Below are 17,961 nucleotides of genomic sequence, written 5' to 3' on the forward strand. Positions count from 1 at the left end.
ACGGCGATTCAAGTTCCTTTGCGCCAGAATGCGGCAAAAGCGACATCATGCTGAGAGCAGGGCGCATACCGGCCCCAGGGAGGGTTTGCGGCGCAAATTAGGAGATTTCCGAATTTAATGCGACACTTGCAGGAGAGTTAACGAGTACAAGGGGAGGCGTCATGCCTGAAACAAAGAAAATGCTCGATCCCGACCCGAGGGTCTGGGACTTCGAGACAGAGTATGAGCTGGGACAGGACAACATCCGGCCGTTCGGCCTGGACATCCATAATCCTGTCTTCCTGATTTCCAGTATCCTGATCGCGGCATTTGTGCTGATTGCGCTTGCCAACCAGGAGGCGGCAGCGGCCTTCTTCGGCTGGCTGCGGCCCTGGCTGACCAGCACCTTTGACTGGTTCCTGGTCCTGTCGGTGGACGCCATCACCCTGTTCTGCCTGGCGCTGATCGTCCTGCCGGTCGGCTCTGTCCGCATTGGCGGCAAGGATGCCAAGCCGGATTATTCCTATGCCGGGTGGATTGCGATGATGTTCGCGGCCGGCATTGGTATCGGCCTCTTGTTCTTCGGCGTGCTTGAGCCGGTCTACTACAACTTCTCAGAAGGCGGCGCGGCGCGGCCGCTGGGGATCGACATCAACGAGCCGGGCAATGAGTACATCGGCATTGTCGGCACCATACACCACTGGGGGCTGGAGGGCTGGGCGGTTTATGCCGCTGTCGGCCTGTCGCTGGCGATCTTCTGCTACAACCTCGATCTGCCGCTGACCCTGCGCTCGGCGTTTTACCCGATCCTGGGCGAGCGGGTCTGGGGCTGGTGGGGCCACGCCATTGATACGCTGGCGGTCTTTGCCACGCTGTTCGGGCTGACCACCTCCTTAGGCCTTGGCGCGCAGCAGGTTGCGGCCGGCCTTTATGAGGTGTTCGGGATCGAACCCAGCCCGACGGTTGTCGTGCTCTTGATCATCGGCATCACCGCGATTGCGCTGGGCTCGGTGCTGATGGGCATGGATGCCGGTGTCAAACGGCTGTCGGAAATCAACATGGTGATGGCGGTGGCGCTGTTCATCTTTGTGATCCTTGTGACCGGCATCGGCACCGCAATTGCCCGTTATTTCAGTGTGATGGTGGACTATGTTCAGCTGCTTCCGGCGCTCTCCAACCCGTTCGGGCGCGAGGATACCAGCTACTTCCACGGCTGGACGACCTTCTATTGGGCCTGGTGGATTGCCTGGTCGCCTTTTGTCGGCATGTTCATCGCCCGCATTTCCAAGGGCCGCACGGTGCGCGAGTTTGTGCTCTGCGCGCTGATCGCCCCCACTGCCGTTTGCGCGCTGTGGATGTCGACCTTTGGCGGCGGCGCCATCGACATGCTGAACGCCGGCGGCGCCGAGGGCGTCAAGGCGACAGTGATCGACAGCTACAAGCCCGAGGGCGCGCTGTTCGGCTTCCTGAAGGAGCTGCCTTTGTACTCGATCGTCGCACCCATCTCTCTGGTGCTGATCGTGATCTTCTTTGTGACCTCATCGGACTCGGGCTCACTGGTGATCGACACCATCACCGCAGGCGGCAAGATGGACGCCCCGGTGATCCAGCGGGTGTTCTGGTGCACGCTGGAGGGTCTGGTGGCCATTGCACTGCTGCTCGGCGGCGGTTTGTCAGCGCTGCAGGGCGCAGCGGTCTCGACCGGCATCCCGTTCACGCTGGTGGTGCTGATGATGTGCTACTGCCTGTGGCTGGCCCTGCGGGCCGAGCGGGCGAAGATGTAGGCTAAGCCAAAGCCTAGGTGAAACTTCTGCGGGCGTTCCGGCGCCCGTGGTTTCTTTTGGGACGTGAGGCGTCAGCCGCACGGCCTGCGCCTGACCTTCCCCCCGGTCTGGCGCATTCGCGCCCGCCCAAGGTCAGGCCCGGGCCATTTGCAGTATTAGCTACTTGGTTTTGGTCTGGCGTTCTCGAGGATGAACCGGGCTGATCTTGCAACGTGTTTCGGTCTCTCATAGCCTGCCGGCCATGTACAAACTCCTTTCACATGAGCCTGATTTTAAGGCCGAAATCTCCATTCTGACCGCAGAACAGGGCGGGAGCTCTGTCCCTGCCTTCAACAAACTTCGATGGGACTTCAGATATGGGGAAGATAGCCCAACTGATGAAATCTACATGATCCATCCGATTTTTTTGGATGAAGATGGAGTTCCGTTCCCTGATACCGAACCCCTCTCAGGAATAAAGGACGCGCTCATGACTATCGTTGTCAGGGAGATGGTTAGCTACCACCGTCAGCGCATTTCAGTTGGGACAAATTTCTACTGCGTCGCGGGCCGCAAAGTTTATGCGACCGGTGTAGTAACAGAACTATTGGGTATTCAAGACTGAGCCCTGCCGGAATGCCGCAAGTTCTTTATTGCGGGCATTCTCTCCACCCTTGCCCGCACCCCCATCACCCACTAAACCGGGCGGGAACTCGAACCCATATCACCGATGGAGCCAAGATGCGCCTGTCCCGCTATTTTCTGCCGGTTCTGAAAGAGAACCCCTCGGAAGCCCAGATCGTCAGCCACCGGCTGATGCTGCGCGCCGGGATGATCAAGCAATCCGCCGCCGGGATCTATTCCTGGCTGCCCTTGGGCTTCAAGGTGCTGAAGAAGATCGAAAGCATCGTGCATGACGAGCAGATCCGCGCGGGCCACATCCCGATGCAGATGCCGACCATGCAGTCCGCCGACCTGTGGCGCGAGTCGGGCCGCTATGAGGCCTATGGCCAGGAAATGCTGCGGGTGAAGGACCGGCATGACCGCGACATGCTGTTCACCCCCACCGCCGAAGAGCTGATCACCGACATCTTCCGCGCCCATGTCAGCAGCTACAAGGATCTGCCGCTGACCATGTACCAGATCCAGTGGAAATTCCGCGACGAGATCCGCCCGCGCTTCGGCGTGATGCGCGGCCGCGAATTCTACATGAAGGACGGCTACAACTTCGACCTGACCAAGGAAGACGCGCTGCACGCCTACAACCGCCACCTGGTCAGCTACCTGCGCACCTATGAGCGGATGGGGCTTCAGGCGATCCCGATGCGTGCTGACTCTGGCCCCATCGGCGGTGATGACACCCATGAATTCCTGGTGCTGGCCGACACCGGCGAGTCCGAGGTGTTCTATGACAGCGCCGTCACCGATCTGACCTTCGGCGACCGCGAGATCGACTATGACAGCGTCGAGCAGTGCCAGAGCGTGCTGGAGGAGTTCACCTCCAAATACGCCCGCACCGACGAGACCCATGACGAGGCGCTGTTCAACCAGATCCCCGAGGAGCGCCGCCGGGTCGCCCGCGGTATCGAGGTCGGCCAGATTTTCTATTTCGGCACCAAGTATTCCGATGCGATGGGTGCCACCGTGCAGGGCCCCGACGGCAAGAACGTGCCGGTCCACATGGGCTCCCACGGTATTGGCGTTTCCCGCCTGCTGGGCGCGATCATCGAGGCCAGCCACGACGACAAGGGCATTATCTGGCCCGAGGGCGTGACCCCGTTCCACTGCGGTATCGTCAACCTCAAGCAGGGCGACGACGAGGCGGACGCCGCCTGCAACCAGCTTTATGCGGCGCTGACGGCTGCCGGTTTGGACCCGCTCTATGATGACCGTAATGAGCGCGCGGGCGGCAAGTTCGCCACCATGGACCTGATCGGTCTGCCCTGGCGCATCACCGTCGGCCCGCGCGGGCTGAAGAATGGCGTGGTGGAACTGACCTCGCGGCGCACCGGTGAAAGCGAGGAGCTGTCCCCGGAAGAGGCGGTCAAGAAAGTGGTCGAGGTCTACAAGGCGCACCCCACAGGGCGCGGCTTCTGAGCCAGGCCGCAAGTTTGAAGCGAACAGCCCCGCCGGCACCTGCTGGCGGGGTTTTCCTTTGCCGTGCAGGGCGCTGACAGAGCGCGCCCCGGCTGCTAGCCTTGCCCTGAACAGCAGCGGGGGCGGGGCAAGCATGGCCAATTTCAGCGGTATCGCAGCAGACAGCGGGCTGACCCATGTGCTGTCCTCCTTTCCGCAGAACTCCGAACAGCTGCTGCGCCTGCTGGACCGCATCATGTGCAGCGGCGGAGCGCTGACACGGGGCGAGCGCGAGGCGATTGCCGCGCATGTCTCCGGCCTGAACGGCGTGGCCTATTGCGTCCATTTCCACAGCTTGTTTTCTGAGGTGTTCTGCGGCCCGGTTGCGGCGACGCAGGAACGGATCCGGCCGCTGCTGGACTATGCCGGTGCTTTGCACACAGGAGAGGCGGAGCGCATCACGCAGGCCTTTGCCGCGGCCACCGGCGCGGGCTGGAGCGAGGCGGCGCTTTATGAGGTGGTGGAGGTCTGCGGCATGTTCAGCTTCATCAACACCATTGTCAGGGCAGCCGGACTGGCGGCACCGGACCAGGTGCCGGACCCGAGGCCCGCGGCAGCGGAGCTGGAAGGCTCCTATGCTGCAATGGCAGAGGCGGTGCGCGGCAACTAGCCCCGGCGCGCGGGGGGCTGTCATTTCCCTTGCCCGAACCCGCCGTCCGCCGCAGGGTGCCGGAAACGGGAGGATACGGCATGAAACAGATCCTGGCTTTTGGCGACAGCCTGACCTGGGGCAGCGACCCGCACACCGGCGGGCGGCACCCCTATGACGACCGCTGGCCGGTGGCGCTGGGCGAAGGGCTGACGAAAGCCGCCGTCTTTGCCGAAGGCTTGCGCGGGCGCACCACGGTTCACGCGCGCAACTCGGCCTGTGCGGAGATGCGCGGCGATGCGGTGCTGCCGATGCTGCTGCACAGCCACGCGCCGCTGGATCTGGTGGTGATCATGCTGGGCACCAACGAGATCTACGAGACCCGTCCCAACCATCTGATCCGCGACGGGCTGGAGCGGCTGGTGGAGATCATTCGCCACCACCCCTGGCGGATGCCGGAACCGGTAGCGCCGCAGGTGCTGCTGGTCTCGCCGCCTCCGGTGACGCTGTGCGAAACCTCGGACGTGACCCCGGCGATGGTCGAACAGTCAGAGATGCTGGCAGACGTGATCGAGGCGCTGGCAGACCGGCTTGGCTGCGGCTTTTTTGATGCAGGCCAGGTGGCGCGGGCCTCTGCCGCCGATGGCTACCATCTGGAGGCGGCGGACTCGCGCGCCCTTGGCCAGGCGCTGCGGCTGCCGGTGGCGGCGATGCTGGCGCTCTGACGCAAGTTCCGATCAGCCTTGTTTCAGCGGGTATTCGTGGCCTGAGAACCGGTGGAACAGGGCGGCAATCGCCACCAGCGCCACGGCCCCGGTCAGCACCGGGAACAGCAGGAAGGAGACACCGGGATCGGTGGCAAAGACCACCAGCGGGTCGGCGCCTGCGGGCGGATGGGTCAGGCGCAGTGCTGCCATCAGGGCAATAGAAAGGCCAACGGCCAGCGCCAGCGCCCACCAGGTGTCGGGCAGCAGCGCGTTCAGCGCCAATGCCACGGCGGTGGCCAGCACATGGCCGCCGACCACATGCGCGGGCTGCGACAGGGGGCTGGCAGGAACCGAGAACAACAGCACGCAGCTGGCACCGAAGGGGGCGATCAGCAGCAGCAGGTTGGCGTGGGTGGTCATCAGCGACAGCGCCGCAATGGCCAGAAACGCGCCGAGCCCGGCCATGATCACCGTGCGCAGCGAAGGATGCGGCAGCGCGCGTTTGAAGTATCTGTCCATCGTTCTCACCCATTAAAACCGGAACCCGCCTGATAAAGCCCTAGCACCGGGCAAATGCAAGGCAATGGGCATATGCGGCAGGTCACGATGCGGTGACGCCGTGCGGAACGGGTGCGCAAGAGTTTTGAAGGAAAACTCTTGGCAAATCTTTTCCTCAAAAGATTTGCGCCTTCGATCCGCTTGCCTGAACGCGGCGTTTGGCGTTTGATTGAAAGAAAACAGGCAGCGGAAAAAGAGAGCAGCAATGCTGGCGAGGTTCATCACCCTGGCAAGCGGCACCTTCGGGGCGGCGGCCAGTTCCCAATTCCCTGAGTTTTCGCAGCAGTACCTGCAGCGGCTGGGCGGTGCGGTGGATGAGCTGCGGCGGGTCGCGGCCGGGTTCGATGCCGATGCGGCAGCGCTTGGCCTGACCCGGCAGGAGGCATTGGTACAGCTGGCTGAAGGCGGCGCGATGGGGGCGCAGCGGGCCGAAACCATGGCGGGTGTTCTGTCCCGGTTCCAGCAGCTGCAGACGGATCTGGCCGCGCTGCAGGATCTGACGCCGCTGCAGCGGGTGCTGAGCGCCGCACGGTTCTCCGATCCGGAGGTTGCGTCGGCCGCCTGGGCCAGCTTCCAGCCTGCCATTCCGGTCAGCGCGGACGGGATGATGTTTGCCGGCGGCGGCGTGCTGGCAGGTATTTTGGCGGCCGGACTGCTGTTATCGGTTCTCCGCCTGCCGTTCCGGGCACTTGGCCTGGCTGCTTGACCCTGTCCCGCCGCCCTCCTAGGGTCGCGCAAAATTTCCGGGCAGGACCCCTTACATGGCCACCACACCACCGCCGTTTTCGCGTTTCGAATGGATCATCGCCTGGCGCTACCTTCGCGCCCGCAAGGCCGAGGGCGGAGTCAGCGTGATGACCTGGATCAGCCTCATCGGCATCACCCTTGCAGTGTTTGCGCTGATTGCCACGCTGGCGGTGCGCTCCGGCTTCCGTTCAGAGTTTGTCGGCACCATCCTGGGCGCCAATGCCCATGTCACCGTCTATTCCTATGGCGAGGTGAATGAGGCCGGGGTGCTGGACCGCTCTCTCAAGGATTATGAGGCGCTGGCCGAGACCGTCGCGGCGGTGCCCGGCGTCACCCGCGCCGCACCGCTGGTTAAGGGGCAGGTGATGGCCAACCTGCGCGACCGCAATGCAGGCGTCGAGGTATTCGGCATCTCTGCCGCGGACATCCAGGGCATCCCCGGCGTCGCCCAAAGCGAAGAGGCCATCGGCGACCTCGCGCGGTTTGAGGAGGGGATCGCCATCGGCTCCGGCGTGGCGCGGGAGCTGGGGGTCACTGTGGGGGACAAGATCAAGCTGATCTCCCCCAATGGCGTCAAGACCGCCTTTGGCACCAGCCCGCGGGTGAATGCCTATGAGGTGGTCTATGTCTTTACCGCCGGGCGCTGGGACATCGACCGCACCCGGGTCTATCTGCCCTTTGGTGAGGCGCAGGGGTTCTTCAACCGCGAGGGCGTCGCGGATGAGATTGAGGTCATGGTGGAAGACCCTGAAAACGTGGATCAAATCGCCCTGCCGATCCTGACCGCGGCGGGCGGCGTTGCTGGCGTCTGGACCTGGCGCGATGCCTCCGGCGGCTTCCTGCGGGCGCTGGAGGTCGAGGACAACGTGATGTTCATCATCCTGTCGATCCTGGTGCTGATCGCGGCAATGAACATCGTCTCGGGCCTGATCATGCTGGTCAAGAACAAGGGCCGCGATATCGGCATCCTGCGCACCATCGGCCTCAGCGAAGGCTCCGTCATGCGGGTGTTCTTCATCTGCGGTGCCTTCACCGGCGTCCTCGGCACCCTTTGCGGCGTGGTGCTGGGCTGCCTGTTTGCGCTTTATATCGACCCGATCTTCTCCTTCGTGAACTACATCATGGGCGGCGGCGTCTGGGACCCGTCGATCCGCGGCATCTATGCGCTGCCCGCTGAGCTGCGGCTGGCGGATGTGCTCTCGGCCACCGCGCTGTCCTTGGGGCTGTCGTTCTTTGTGACCATTTTCCCGGCCCGCCGCGCGGCGCGCCTCAACCCGGTGGAGGCGCTGCGCTATGAGTGAGATCACGCTGGAGCTGAAGGGGATCACCAAATCCTATCTGAGTGGCACGCCGGGGCAGGTGGACGTGCTGCGCGGCGCCGACCTGACCCTGCAGGCGGGTGAAGTTGTGGCGCTGGTGGCGCCCTCAGGCGCGGGCAAGTCGACGCTCTTGCACATTGCGGGGCTTCTGGACACGCCGGATGCGGGCGAGGTGCGGGTGGCCGGTGAGGATGTGACCCGCAAGGGCGACCGCCGCCGCACCCGCGTGCGCCGTCAAGAAGTCGGCTTTGTCTACCAGTTCCACCACCTGCTGCCGGAGTTCTCGGCGCTGGAAAACATCGTGCTGCCGCAGCTGGCCAATGGTGCCTCGCAAAAGGCAGCAGTGGCGCGGGCGGCGGATCTGCTGGGCACCGTGGGTCTGGCAGGCCGCGCCGATCACCGCCCGGCGGCGCTGTCGGGGGGCGAGCAGCAGCGGGTCGCCTTTTGCCGGGCGCTGGCCAACGCGCCGCGGGTGCTGCTGGCGGATGAGCCGACCGGAAACCTCGACCCCGGCACCTCTGACCAGGTGTTTGCGGCGCTGATGGAGCTGGTGCGCGGCACCGGCCTGTCGGCGCTGATCGCCACCCACAACCTGGAACTGGCAGCGCGGATGGACCGGCAGGTGAAGCTGCAGGACGGGCTGCTGGTGCCGGTTTAGGCGGGGCAGTTGTCGTGAAAGGAGTGTGTTTTGGCCCGGATAGAAATTGAGGTGGAGCAGGCAGCCCTGGATTTTCTAAATGGTTTGCCCGCGGACCGTTTCTCAAAAGGCGGGTATACGAAGCCTGGCCTACTTGGGAAATTTCATGCCAAACTGTCCAAGGGCCGCGCCAAAGCAAAGGGTGAGTTCAGCCCTGAGGAGCTGGATTTCCTACTGGATGCACTCAGCGATGAGCTCGTTGCGGAGGGCATTGGCAGCGATGGCGAACTCAATGGGTTAGGGTACGTTATCGAAGGGATCATCGACCAATTATTGCATTGCAAGAATTGAACCAAGATATCTGATTTACTTCAGCCCGGAACAAGGCGCGCAGCGCCGCCGGGCGAGCGCCTGCCTCTCGGCGATTGCTTGCAATCGCCTGCCGGCAGCGCATTGCAGTGCAATGCGCGAGAGGCCGCCCCACCGGGCTGGCGCCTTTGCAGGTGCAGTGAACCTAAGATAGCTTGTACGGACGTTGCTGGGATAAACAGCCCCTCACAAGCGTTGCTGCGCCACCCCGCGGGCAGGCGCTCGCCCGGCTGATTGACCCGATCCCCCGCGTTAGGCCACTCTGTCCCAGTACGGTTCCAGTGACGGCGGGTTCAGATGCAGAAGACGGTCTCACTCCTGAAAGACCTCGTGGTGCTGTTGCGCGATGCTACGGTGATTGCGCTGTTTGCGGTCTTTCTGCTGTTTCCGCAGAAGCTGAACGGCATTCTGGTCAGCGCCGGGTTCGAGGAAGGCAGCTTTGCCGGCTTCAAGTGGAAGTCTAAGCTGGTCGAATACGACGCCACCGTGGCGGAACTGCAGACCGCGCTGGCGGAGGCGCAGAAGGTGAATGCCCGGCTGACCCAGGCGCTGCAGGCGGCAGAGGCAGGGCCTGCGGAGGACGGTACAGCGGAGCTGCAGCGCGCCGCGGAACTGGTGCAGCAGGACGCAGCCTCGGCGCTGGAGGCAGCCAGCAAGACGGTGGCCGGCAATCAGCAGCTGGTCGAACAGGCCCGCGCCCAGCTGCAGGAGGAGATGATCCGCTATTGCTATCAGGAAGACAGCGGCAAGACCGGGCCGCAAGCCTATCTGGCGGCCTGCCACACCACGCCGGAGCGCTGCGAGCGGGCCAAGGAGAACCCGGCCACAAGATCCTCAGCTTGCGTGGCGCTGGACATGAACACCGCACCCTGGCAGCCCAGTCCGGGTGGATTCTGGGGGTCGCTGTTCCAGTACGGCGCCGCACCTTTGCCGGCACCGTTCCCGCAGGTGGAATAGGCGGGCAGGCGGAACCTTGCCACCCGGACAGCTGCGGCTTTTGCCCCGGGGCGGCTGTTTGCTAACAACTGTTCAAATTTGACCGGGCGGGCTAGGCTGTCCGGGGATGCGCAGAAAGGGCTGAGACGTGGTGAATTCGGTAATCGAGAAAGACGTGACGGTTGAAGGCAATGTCACCTCCAGCAAAGGCAGCGTCGAGGTCCGCGGCCGGGTTGTCGGCGACGTGTCGGCGCAGGCGGTGACAGTGCTGGAAGGCGGCACCGTGGATGGCGCGCTGAGCGCGAAATCGGTCACGGTCGAAGGCGCCTACAGCGGCAAGATTCAATGCGAGGACCTGCGGCTGGCGGCCAGTTCACGGGTGCAGGCGGATGTCTCGGCGCAGACCATGTCGACTGAGAACGGCGCCCAGCTGCAGGGCAATATCAAGGTCAGCGGCAAAACGGATTAAGCCTCGCAGAGAAAACTCCAGGTCAGCATGCGGCGCTCGCGCAGGGCGCGCAGCTGGTTCTGCACCATCTCCCTGAACCCGTCGCCGAACAGCAGCCGGGTGGTGATCGGCACTGGCGGCGGCGGTCCGGTGCTGGCGGTGCGCTCCTCCAGCCAGCGCAGGCTTTCGGCGGTGGATTCAATGCTGTCCAGCAGCTTGAAACCGGCGCCGCGCAGCAGGGTCTCCATCTCCTGCGGGGTGGCCAGATGGCTGATTGATGGTTCGGCTGCCCAAGGCGCCGGGAAGATCATTTCGCCGCCCTCACCCTGAAGAATGTCATAGACGGCAAACACCCCGCCGGGCTGCAGCACGCGGCGGGCTTCGGCATACATCCGGTGTTTGGCGGGGATGTTCATTGCCACATGCACGGTGATTGCGGCGTCAAAGCTGTTGTCCGCATAGGGCAGCTCTGTGGCATCACCTTGCTGGAAGTCTGTTTTGCCCGCGAGGCCCAGCCAGGCGGAAATCTCTGCCGCCGCGGCGCACAGCTCCGGCGTCAGGTCGAGGCCGGTGACATGGCAACCCGCGGTCTCCGCAAGGGTGCGGGAGACACCGCCAAGGCCTGAGCCGATGTCGAGCACCTTGGATTGCGCAGTCAGCCGCATCTGCGCGGCCAGCTCCAGCGTTGCGGCGCGGCCGCGGAAGTGGAATTCATCCAGCGCCTCGAAATCGGCGGGGGTGAGCTCCGCGGGCTCCAGCCCCTTGGCGCGCAGGTCATTGGCGATCTGCTCTGCCAGATTGCTGCTGCCGCCGTAGTGTGTTTCCACCTTGCCGGTCATGATCCCGCCTTTCGCTGGTGCAAAGAAGTATAGCACAATGGGAGCCGGGCGGCGGATCTGTCTCTGGTGTTGCGCGGGGTTCCCGGCTATTGGCGGTGTATGACTGATACCCTGCCGCCGTGCCCCGAATGCGCCTCTGCCTACACCTATCAGGTGGATGCTCTGCTGATCTGCCCCGAATGCGCCCATGAATGGATTGCGGGGGAGGCCGCGGGCGACGCCAAGGAGGTGCGCGACAGTGTCGGCAACGTCTTGCAGGACGGCGACACGGTGACGGTGATCAAGGACCTGAAGCTGAAGGGCACGTCCTCGGTTATCAAGGTCGGCACCAAGGTGCGCGGCATCCGGCTGGTGGACGGCGATCACGACATCGATTGCAAGGTGCCCGGCGTCGGGCCGATCGGGTTGAAGTCGCAGTTTGTGAAGAAAGTTTCCGGTTAAGCCATCTGGGTGATCCAGACTCCCAGCGCCATCACCGAAATGCCGGCCGCGCGGGTCAGGGTCAGCGGGCTGACCTGGGCGCCGAACAAGCCGAAATGGTCGATGGCGGCGGCAGAGATCAGCTGGCCGATCAGCACGAAGAACACCGCGTTGCCGACGCCGAAATGCGGCGCGACATAGGTGATCGACAGGACATAGAAGGCGACCAGAACGCCGGCCAGCAGCAGGTGCTTGGGGGCCGATGGAATGCGCGCCAGCGCCTGCGGGCCGGCGATCAGCGCGTAGAGGCTGGTGGCAATCAGCGCGATCAGGAACAGCACCACGGCGGCAGAGGCGGGGGAGCCGATCAGCTTGCCGAGTGCCGCGTTCAGAGCCGCCAGCACCGGAATGCCAAGGCCTGCGGCCAGCATGATGAGGGCGTATTGGGTCATGGCGCGGCTCCTGCAGTTTGCTTGGCGGATTTGTGGCCGGAAACTCTCTGCGAAGACAACCCCTACGTTGCGGCGCAGCATCGGAATCCGGCGCGATTTCCGGCCCTGAAAAATCGATCTATCACCGCGGTTCAGCAGGTCAGTCGCAGATGCCGTTCAGTTCGGCGTCCTTCCAAGGCAGGTAGACCGCGCTTTCGCGGCTTTGCGGCAGCGGGCTGACCGGCATTGCGGCGGCCAGCATGTCGTGCAGCCGCTTGGTGCGGGCGGCCTGCGGGGCGAGGGCGCGGCAGCAGACGTATTCCTCGACGATGGCGCCCTGCTGTTCGAACCCGTAGGTGCCGAAGTCCGGGTCGCCCTCCAGGTCGAACAGATAGGGGTCGCGGTCCTGGCCGTGCTCTGCCGCGGCGCGCAAGGGGGAATAGCCGGTCTGGCGGCGATTCTGCCATTGCCACACATGGGTGACCTCATGTGCCAGCAGCATCGCCTCCACCAGGTGCAGCCGCTCCGGGTATTCCGGCAGGTAGTTATCCACGTACCAGTCGCGGGTAAAGAAGATGCGGTTGAACAGCGCCACGGCGGCGGGTTTGGAGGTGACGATCTCTTCCTTCACCGGCGGCAGGATGCGCTCGCGGCAGGTGACGCGCGGGCGCGGCATGCGGCGGAAGGTGACGGCACCGAGCGGTGCGCCCTCGACGATGCGGACCTTGTTTGCGTTGAGGCTGGTGCCGTGCAGGGTGTCCAGATAGGCGCGTTCGGTTTCCGTCAGCGGGCGGCCGCAGGCAGAGAGAAACAGCAGGGCGAGGAGCAGGCAGCGGATCATATGCGGCTTTGCCTCAGCAGCTCATCGCCAGCACGCGGCTGATTTCGGTGAGGGAGCGGCCGGATTGATCCATCCATTCATTGAACGCGGCCTGCACCGCTTTCAGAGCGGTCTTGGAGGTTGCGGGTTTGTCGATCACGCCTTCTGCCATCAGGCGCGCGGTGACGTCCTGGCTGAGGATGAAACTGTCGCGGCCGGCAAAGCGCATGGCGTATTGGCCGGTGTTGCCGCCGAGGCGGGCGCCGCGTTTCTTGAGCATCTCCAGCAGCCCGATGTAGTCGGATGAGGGCCAGCCGCCCAGCACCTTGCCCGCGCCGCCCTCGTCGCGCAGCTCCATCAGGAAGGCGGCGTTGGCGCGCACTGTCGCCAGTTTGGCGCCGTTCCGGACCACGCGGGTGTCGCTGAGGATCCGGTCGAATTCATCCTCCGGCATAAAGGCGCAGGGGCCGGGGTCGAAGCCGTGGAAGACCTCCTCGAAACCCTGCCATTTCGCCTCGATCACTTTCCAGTTGAAGCCCGCCTGGAAGATGCATTTGGTCATGGTGGCGAGCCAGCGGTCTTCCGGCAGCTCCGTGACCTTGGGGTCGGGTCTGGTGAGTTTTTCCTCCAGCGCCGCGGGGCCGCCGTGGCGGTCTGCGGAAATGGCGTAGATCTCGTCAAAGCTGCGCATGGGCGGGTCCTGTTGGAGTCTGGTCAGGTTAGCGGCGCGCGCGCAGCTCGACAATGGATTTGCCGAGGCGGAAGGGGGCGGCGAAGCTGACGAGGCAGAGTGCGATGATCTGCAGCACCAGGATATGGGCGTTTGCCTGCAGGTATTCCCATTCCTCTTTCAGTTTCGACACATGGTCGATGAGATCGTCATAGGCGCGGGCGATGATCAGGAAATCGCCGGCAATGGCAGGCACCTTGCGGCGCATGGTGTCGACGGCGGCCTGTGTTGGGGTGTCAAGCGCGGTAAAGACCAGGAAAGCCTCCGGGTCGAAGGCGCTGGCCTTGGCCTCCATGTCCTTCATCTCGTCCATCTCAGCGCGGCCTCCGCCGAACAGGAAGCTGAGGCCCTGCAGCGGCGCGACCTCATCCGTCACCGCGATGAACAGCGGCAGCTCGGCGTTGCCCGCTGTAGACGCGGAGAGGAATTCGACCTTTTCACACAGGACCGCGATGTCGGCGTCATAGGCGGGGTCGCAAAAGCGCAGGCGGAAGCGGGCGGCGTCGCGGTCGAAGGCCGCGGTGGCGGCATAGGCGATGTCGATCTGGCGTTCGAGCCGGGAGGAGTCAGCGGCGTAGATGCCGGAGATCACCGCAACCAGCGCGCCAAAGCCGCCGAGAACGACCCAGACCAGGTCCGCCAGTTTCCAGGCGCGGTGGCCTGCCGGCTTGCGGAACAGGAAGGCAGTGCCGATGAGGCCCGCAAAGAAGAACAGCAGGAGCAGCGGCAGCTGGTTGTCCGCGATGAAGGCCATGGCTGTCCCCGTTCTGTGATTGGCTGGCCTAACCATAAGAAGGGAAAGCGGTTTCAGGCAACAGCCCTCACGAAGCTGTCACCGGATGCGCGGGTTTGGCCGGGCGGGAGGGGGTCCCTGTCCGGTGGCTGTCTGTCTGTCTGGCCGTCTGCTTGTCTGGGGCCGTTGGGCCGTTTTGCTTGTGTGGCCGTTTCATGCTGGCCGGGTAAGAGGTGGCGGCGCCGCCAAGAGGCCCGGAGGGGCCGGAGGCGGAGGGCCGGGCAGGGGATCGCAAGCCCCCATGTCCGCTCGAAAGCTTCCGTTGTGCGGAGAACCCCTGCACCCGGTGAAGAGGTGGTCTTGGGGGTTCCCGTATCTCCTGGTGGTGCGGGGTGTCAGTCCGCACCGTTTGTCGCGACGGATTGGAGTATGGCAGAGCGGGGTTAAGGGGGCGCAAGCGGGGCGTGCGGTGGATTGGGGGTTGGCGCAACACTTGCAACCCGTGCGGTAGCGAGGGAGAAAGAAGGTCATTTATTGGAGAACATCGACGATGACCGACTTGAACAATGCTTACGCTGACGCGCAACAAGCCATGGCTCTCTTGAAATCCGCGGTTCGCACTGTTTTGGAAATGGCACCTGAGGGTGGCTTAAAGAATGCAGAGATTGGCCGCGCCCTCGGCATTTATGGTGGTCATGTTGAGCATGTAGGCCACATTTCCAGAACCTTGCTGGAAATGCTGAAAGAAGAAGGCGTAGCCGTGCAGGATTCGGAGACGAAGATGTGGAAGTTGTGCGGTCAACGCATTGAAGCGTGAATACTTCGCAATGACCCTTGGGACGTGGCGCGCAGCGGCACGGCCTGCGCCTGATTGGGCTCCGCCCGTTTCGACCTGAAACTGTCCCCCGGACAGTTTCCTAGACGGTCTCAACTCCCCCCGGGAGGTCGAACCGGACCGCGCAGCGGCAAACGCTCCGGGGGAGCGTTTGAGGTTCGGACGGGCGGAGCCCTGCGCAACCAACAGTGCAAATCAAGGAGCGGCGCTGGCAGGATGTCTCTTGGGACGTGGCGCGCAGCGGCACGGCCCGCGCCTGACCTTCCCCCCGGGAAGGCGCTTCACGCCTCCCCAAGGTCAGTCGTGGGCCTTGTGGTGTAAGTTGTGTTGAAAACTCTTACTTTGCCTTTTGAAAAGAAATGTACTCTTCGAAAGCCTCAAAAATCAGGTCCATCTGATTGTTGAGCCATTTAAGTTGTTCGTGCTCTTCCTCTACAAGCTTTGAACGTTCATCTCCGACAGGCAGATCTTTGTATTGAGCCGCCTTAAGCCGCATCTTAAGTGCGGCTGATCGAATTTCGATCAGGTAGTCGTGCAACTTCTTTCCGAAGAGAAAGCGGGCTCGTTGGCAAGCATCTGTGTAATCCCAAAGCGCCTGATCATCGAAAGTGGCTTCCCGCAAAATACCAGAGAGAAATTTCTGAGTGTCTTTGAAGACTTGCCACCTTCGATCGAAAAGTTTTTCGCGAAGTGTAGAACGATTGACGTTCCACTGCTGGAACGCCACGTACGCCACAAAGGAAGCAATTACTACTGGCCCAAGGGCCCTGAAATACTCAAGCCAATGAGGACCTTCACTCAAACATCCAGCTCCTCCACGAACTTCGCGTTCTCCTGGATATACTGGAAGCGGAGCTCGGGTTTCTTGCCCATCAGGCGCTCGACCAGGTCGCCGGTCTCGCCGGGTTCGTCCTCGTCGATGGTGACGCGGATCAGCTTGCGGGTGGCCGGGTCCATCGTGGTCTCCTTCAGGTCCTTGGCGTCCATTTCGCCAAGACCCTTGAAGCGGGAGACGTCGATCTTGCCCTTGCCGCCCAGGCCCTTCTCCAGCCATTTGTCGCGCTCAGCCTCATCGAGGCAGTAGACGCGGCGCGCGCCTTGGGTCAGGCGGAACAGCGGCGGGCAGGCGAGGTAGAGGTGGCCGCCGTCAATGAGCGGGCGCATCTGGGTGAAGAAGAAGGTCATCAGCAGCGAGGCGATATGGGCGCCGTCGACGTCCGCGTCGGTCATGATGATGATCTTGTCATAGCGCAGATCGTCGAGGTTGAACTTGGTGCCAAGGCCGACACCCAGCGCCTCGCAGAGGTCGTTGATTTCGGCGTTGGAGCCGAGCTTGTTGGAGGCGGCGCCCAGGACGTTGAGGATTTTACCTTTGAGCGGCAGCAGTGCCTGGTTCACGCGGTTGCGGGCACCCTTGCCGGAGCCGCCCGCCGAGTCGCCCTCGACGATGAACAGCTCGGTGCCGGAGCGGTCTTTCGACGTGCAGTCGGTGAGCTTGCCGGGCAGGCGCAGCTTCTTGGTGGCGGATTTGCGCTGGGTCTCTTTCTCCTGCTTGCGGCGCAGGCGTTCCTCGGCGCGCAGGATCAGGAAGTCGAGGATGGCGCCGGCGGATTTGGTGTCGGCGGCGAGCCAGTTGTCGAAATGGTCGCGGACCGAGTTTTCCACCATTTTGCTGGCGGCCTCGGTCGACAGGCGGTCCTTGGTCTGGCCGACAAAGGCCGGGTCGGCAATGAAGCAGGAGACCAGCGCGCAGCCGCCCGCCATCAGGTCGTCGCGGGTGATCTGGGCGGCCTTCTTGTTGCTGACCAGTTCGCCGTAGGCCTTGATGCCCTTGAGGATCGCGGCCCAGAAGCCGGTGACATGGGTGCCGCCCTCCGGCGTCGGGACGGTGTTACAGTAGGACTGGGTGAAGCCGTCGCGCGAAGGCGTCCAGTTGATCGCCCATTCGACGTAGCCCGGCTCGCCGAACTTCTCGCGGAACTCGACCTTGCCGGCAAAGGGCTGGTCTGCGTAGACGGAGGATTTGCCGAGGACTTCGGTCAGGTAGTCCTTGAGACCGCCGGGGAAGTGGAAGGTGGCCTCGGTGGGGGTTTCGCCGTCGTCGATCTCAGACTTCCAGCGGATTTCGACGCCGGAGAACAGATAGGCCTTGGAGCGCACCAGGGTGAACAGGCGCTTGGGCTTGAAGCGGTGGTGGCCGAAGATTTCCTCATCGGCGTGGAAGGTCACGAAGGTGCCGCGCTTGTTGGGGGCGGCGCCGATTTTCTCAACCGGGCCCAGGGGCAGGCCGCGGGAGAAGCGCTGCTCGAACAGTTCCTTGTTCTTGGCCACTTGCACGACCATGGAATCTGAGAGCGCGTTCACCACCGAGGAGCCGACGCCGTGCAACCCGCCGGAGGTCTGATAGGCCTTGCCTGAAAATTTGCCGCCTGCGTGCAGGGTGCAGAGGATCACCTCCAGCGCGGATTTGTCAGGGAACTTGGGGTGCGGGTCGATCGGGATGCCGCGGCCGTTGTCGGAGATGGTGACGGCGTAGTCGGAATGGAGCGTCACCTCGATCCGGTTGGCGTGGCCGGCGACGGCCTCGTCCATCGAGTTGTCGAGGATTTCCGCCACCATATGGTGCAGCGCGCGTTCATCGGTGCCGCCGATATACATGCCGGGGCGCTGGCGGACCGGCTCAAGCCCTTCCAGAACCTCGATGGAGGACGCGTCATAGGTTTCCGATGCAGGCGTGCTGAGGAGGTCGTCGGCCATGTGCGGGAGCTGCTCTTCCTTGGTGTTGATTGGCAGCCATTATGGCAGGTGTTGGGGCCGGGTGGAAGAGGGACGCAAGGGGCTGTGGATAAGGCGGCCCTGCCGTGGCAGGGCGGGAAGTTATCAATCCATCGAAGATAAGTTCCGGTTATCCGGGTGCGGCGATATTTTCCGTGCGGCGCAAGGACCTGCGGGCTACACCTCCTCC

22 protein-coding genes are annotated in these 17,961 nt (G+C 63.4%); 13 read left to right on the forward strand and 9 right to left on the reverse strand.

The window, feature by feature from the left end:
• Positions 1–161: 161 nt before the first annotated feature.
• From RA24_RS06845 to RA24_RS06865, 5 genes are all read left to right on the forward strand, one after another.
• Positions 162–1,763, forward strand: a complete 1,602-nt coding sequence (locus RA24_RS06845) for a BCCT family transporter (protein ID WP_019295664.1) — start codon at positions 162–164, stop codon at positions 1,761–1,763.
• Between the two features lie 241 nt (positions 1,764–2,004).
• Positions 2,005–2,367 (forward strand): hypothetical protein, encoded by a 363-nt coding sequence (locus RA24_RS06850; protein WP_019295663.1) that lies wholly within the window; start codon positions 2,005–2,007, stop codon positions 2,365–2,367.
• Between the two features lie 116 nt (positions 2,368–2,483).
• Positions 2,484–3,839 (forward strand): proline--tRNA ligase, encoded by a 1,356-nt coding sequence (gene proS / locus RA24_RS06855; RefSeq protein ID WP_039148897.1) that lies wholly within the window; start codon positions 2,484–2,486, stop codon positions 3,837–3,839.
• A gap of 133 nt (positions 3,840–3,972) precedes the next feature.
• A complete protein-coding gene (locus tag RA24_RS06860) occupies positions 3,973–4,488 on the forward strand; it encodes a carboxymuconolactone decarboxylase family protein (protein ID WP_052269551.1) in 516 nt (171 codons plus the stop codon).
• A gap of 80 nt (positions 4,489–4,568) precedes the next feature.
• The gene (locus tag RA24_RS06865; RefSeq protein ID WP_039190661.1) at positions 4,569–5,192 is read left to right on the forward strand and encodes a GDSL-type esterase/lipase family protein; all 624 of its coding nucleotides are present in this window, start codon (positions 4,569–4,571) and stop codon (positions 5,190–5,192) included.
• 12 nt (positions 5,193–5,204) lie between these two features.
• Here the strand turns inward: RA24_RS06865 and RA24_RS06870 are convergent, their stop codons facing one another.
• Both RA24_RS06870 and RA24_RS22215 read right to left on the reverse strand, forming a co-directional pair.
• The gene (locus RA24_RS06870) at positions 5,205–5,693 is read right to left on the reverse strand and encodes an HPP family protein (protein WP_039190662.1); all 489 of its coding nucleotides are present in this window, start codon (positions 5,691–5,693) and stop codon (positions 5,205–5,207) included.
• Positions 5,694–5,705: 12 nt separating this feature from the next.
• Complete coding sequence (locus tag RA24_RS22215) at positions 5,706–5,954, reverse strand: hypothetical protein (RefSeq protein ID WP_152612819.1); 249 nt, start codon at positions 5,952–5,954, stop codon at positions 5,706–5,708.
• Here RA24_RS22215 and RA24_RS06875 point away from each other — a divergent pair.
• The 6 genes from RA24_RS06875 (at position 5,938) to RA24_RS06900 (ending at position 10,209) form a co-directional block, all read left to right on the forward strand.
• On the forward strand, positions 5,938–6,438 hold the full coding sequence (locus RA24_RS06875) for a DUF2937 family protein (protein ID WP_039190664.1): 501 nt from the start codon (positions 5,938–5,940) through the stop codon (positions 6,436–6,438). The genes RA24_RS22215 and RA24_RS06875 overlap by 17 nt on opposite strands.
• Before the next feature lie 55 nt (positions 6,439–6,493).
• The gene (locus tag RA24_RS06880) at positions 6,494–7,780 is read left to right on the forward strand and encodes a lipoprotein-releasing ABC transporter permease subunit (RefSeq protein WP_039190666.1); all 1,287 of its coding nucleotides are present in this window, start codon (positions 6,494–6,496) and stop codon (positions 7,778–7,780) included.
• The gene (locus RA24_RS06885; protein ID WP_039190668.1) at positions 7,773–8,456 is read left to right on the forward strand and encodes an ABC transporter ATP-binding protein; all 684 of its coding nucleotides are present in this window, start codon (positions 7,773–7,775) and stop codon (positions 8,454–8,456) included. The genes RA24_RS06880 and RA24_RS06885 overlap by 8 nt, the downstream gene beginning before the upstream one ends.
• 30 nt (positions 8,457–8,486) lie before the next feature.
• A complete protein-coding gene (locus RA24_RS06890) occupies positions 8,487–8,786 on the forward strand; it encodes a hypothetical protein (RefSeq protein ID WP_027244267.1) in 300 nt (99 codons plus the stop codon).
• 315 nt (positions 8,787–9,101) lie between these two features.
• The gene (locus RA24_RS06895) at positions 9,102–9,761 is read left to right on the forward strand and encodes a hypothetical protein (protein ID WP_039190671.1); all 660 of its coding nucleotides are present in this window, start codon (positions 9,102–9,104) and stop codon (positions 9,759–9,761) included.
• 127 nt (positions 9,762–9,888) lie between these two features.
• A complete protein-coding gene (locus RA24_RS06900) occupies positions 9,889–10,209 on the forward strand; it encodes a bactofilin family protein (RefSeq protein WP_019295654.1) in 321 nt (106 codons plus the stop codon).
• On the opposite strand, the gene RA24_RS06905 is transcribed toward RA24_RS06900, so the two are convergent.
• Positions 10,206–11,027: a class I SAM-dependent methyltransferase gene (locus RA24_RS06905; protein ID WP_039190673.1), complete on the reverse strand. Its 822-nt coding sequence runs from the start codon at positions 11,025–11,027 to the stop codon at positions 10,206–10,208. The two genes, RA24_RS06900 and RA24_RS06905, sit on opposite strands and share 4 nt — an antisense overlap.
• A gap of 99 nt (positions 11,028–11,126) precedes the next feature.
• Here RA24_RS06905 and RA24_RS06910 point away from each other — a divergent pair, with 99 nt between their 5' ends.
• Positions 11,127–11,468 carry a zinc ribbon domain-containing protein YjdM gene (locus RA24_RS06910; RefSeq protein WP_039169569.1) on the forward strand — a complete coding sequence of 114 codons (342 nt, stop codon included), beginning with the start codon at positions 11,127–11,129 and terminating at the stop codon, positions 11,466–11,468.
• Here RA24_RS06910 and RA24_RS06915 read toward each other — a convergent pair.
• The 4 genes from RA24_RS06915 to RA24_RS06930 all read right to left on the reverse strand — a co-directional run bounded on the left by RA24_RS06915 (position 11,465) and on the right by RA24_RS06930 (position 14,182).
• Positions 11,465–11,899 (reverse strand): DMT family transporter, encoded by a 435-nt coding sequence (locus RA24_RS06915; protein ID WP_019295651.1) that lies wholly within the window; start codon positions 11,897–11,899, stop codon positions 11,465–11,467. The two genes, RA24_RS06910 and RA24_RS06915, sit on opposite strands and share 4 nt — an antisense overlap.
• Before the next feature lie 139 nt (positions 11,900–12,038).
• A complete protein-coding gene (locus RA24_RS06920; RefSeq protein ID WP_019295650.1) occupies positions 12,039–12,719 on the reverse strand; it encodes a hypothetical protein in 681 nt (226 codons plus the stop codon).
• 13 nt (positions 12,720–12,732) lie between these two features.
• The gene (locus RA24_RS06925; protein WP_039190674.1) at positions 12,733–13,389 is read right to left on the reverse strand and encodes a DNA-3-methyladenine glycosylase I; all 657 of its coding nucleotides are present in this window, start codon (positions 13,387–13,389) and stop codon (positions 12,733–12,735) included.
• Positions 13,390–13,417: 28 nt separating this feature from the next.
• Positions 13,418–14,182, reverse strand: coding sequence for a hypothetical protein (locus tag RA24_RS06930; RefSeq protein ID WP_039190676.1), 765 nt, complete (start codon positions 14,180–14,182; stop codon positions 13,418–13,420).
• 529 nt (positions 14,183–14,711) lie between these two features.
• Here RA24_RS06930 and RA24_RS06935 point away from each other — a divergent pair.
• The gene (locus tag RA24_RS06935) at positions 14,712–14,978 is read left to right on the forward strand and encodes a hypothetical protein (RefSeq protein ID WP_039190677.1); all 267 of its coding nucleotides are present in this window, start codon (positions 14,712–14,714) and stop codon (positions 14,976–14,978) included.
• 355 nt (positions 14,979–15,333) lie between these two features.
• Here the strand turns inward: RA24_RS06935 and RA24_RS06940 are convergent, their stop codons facing one another.
• Positions 15,334–15,798 carry a hypothetical protein gene (locus RA24_RS06940; protein WP_039190679.1) on the reverse strand — a complete coding sequence of 155 codons (465 nt, stop codon included), beginning with the start codon at positions 15,796–15,798 and terminating at the stop codon, positions 15,334–15,336.
• Positions 15,795–17,753 (reverse strand): DNA topoisomerase IV subunit B, encoded by a 1,959-nt coding sequence (gene parE, locus RA24_RS06945; protein ID WP_019295645.1) that lies wholly within the window; start codon positions 17,751–17,753, stop codon positions 15,795–15,797. The genes RA24_RS06940 and parE overlap by 4 nt, the downstream gene beginning before the upstream one ends.
• Positions 17,754–17,961 lie beyond the last annotated feature (208 nt).

Source organism: Leisingera sp. ANG-M6, assembly GCF_000813905.1.
In the GTDB taxonomy this organism is placed as follows: Bacteria; Pseudomonadota; Alphaproteobacteria; order Rhodobacterales; family Rhodobacteraceae; genus Leisingera.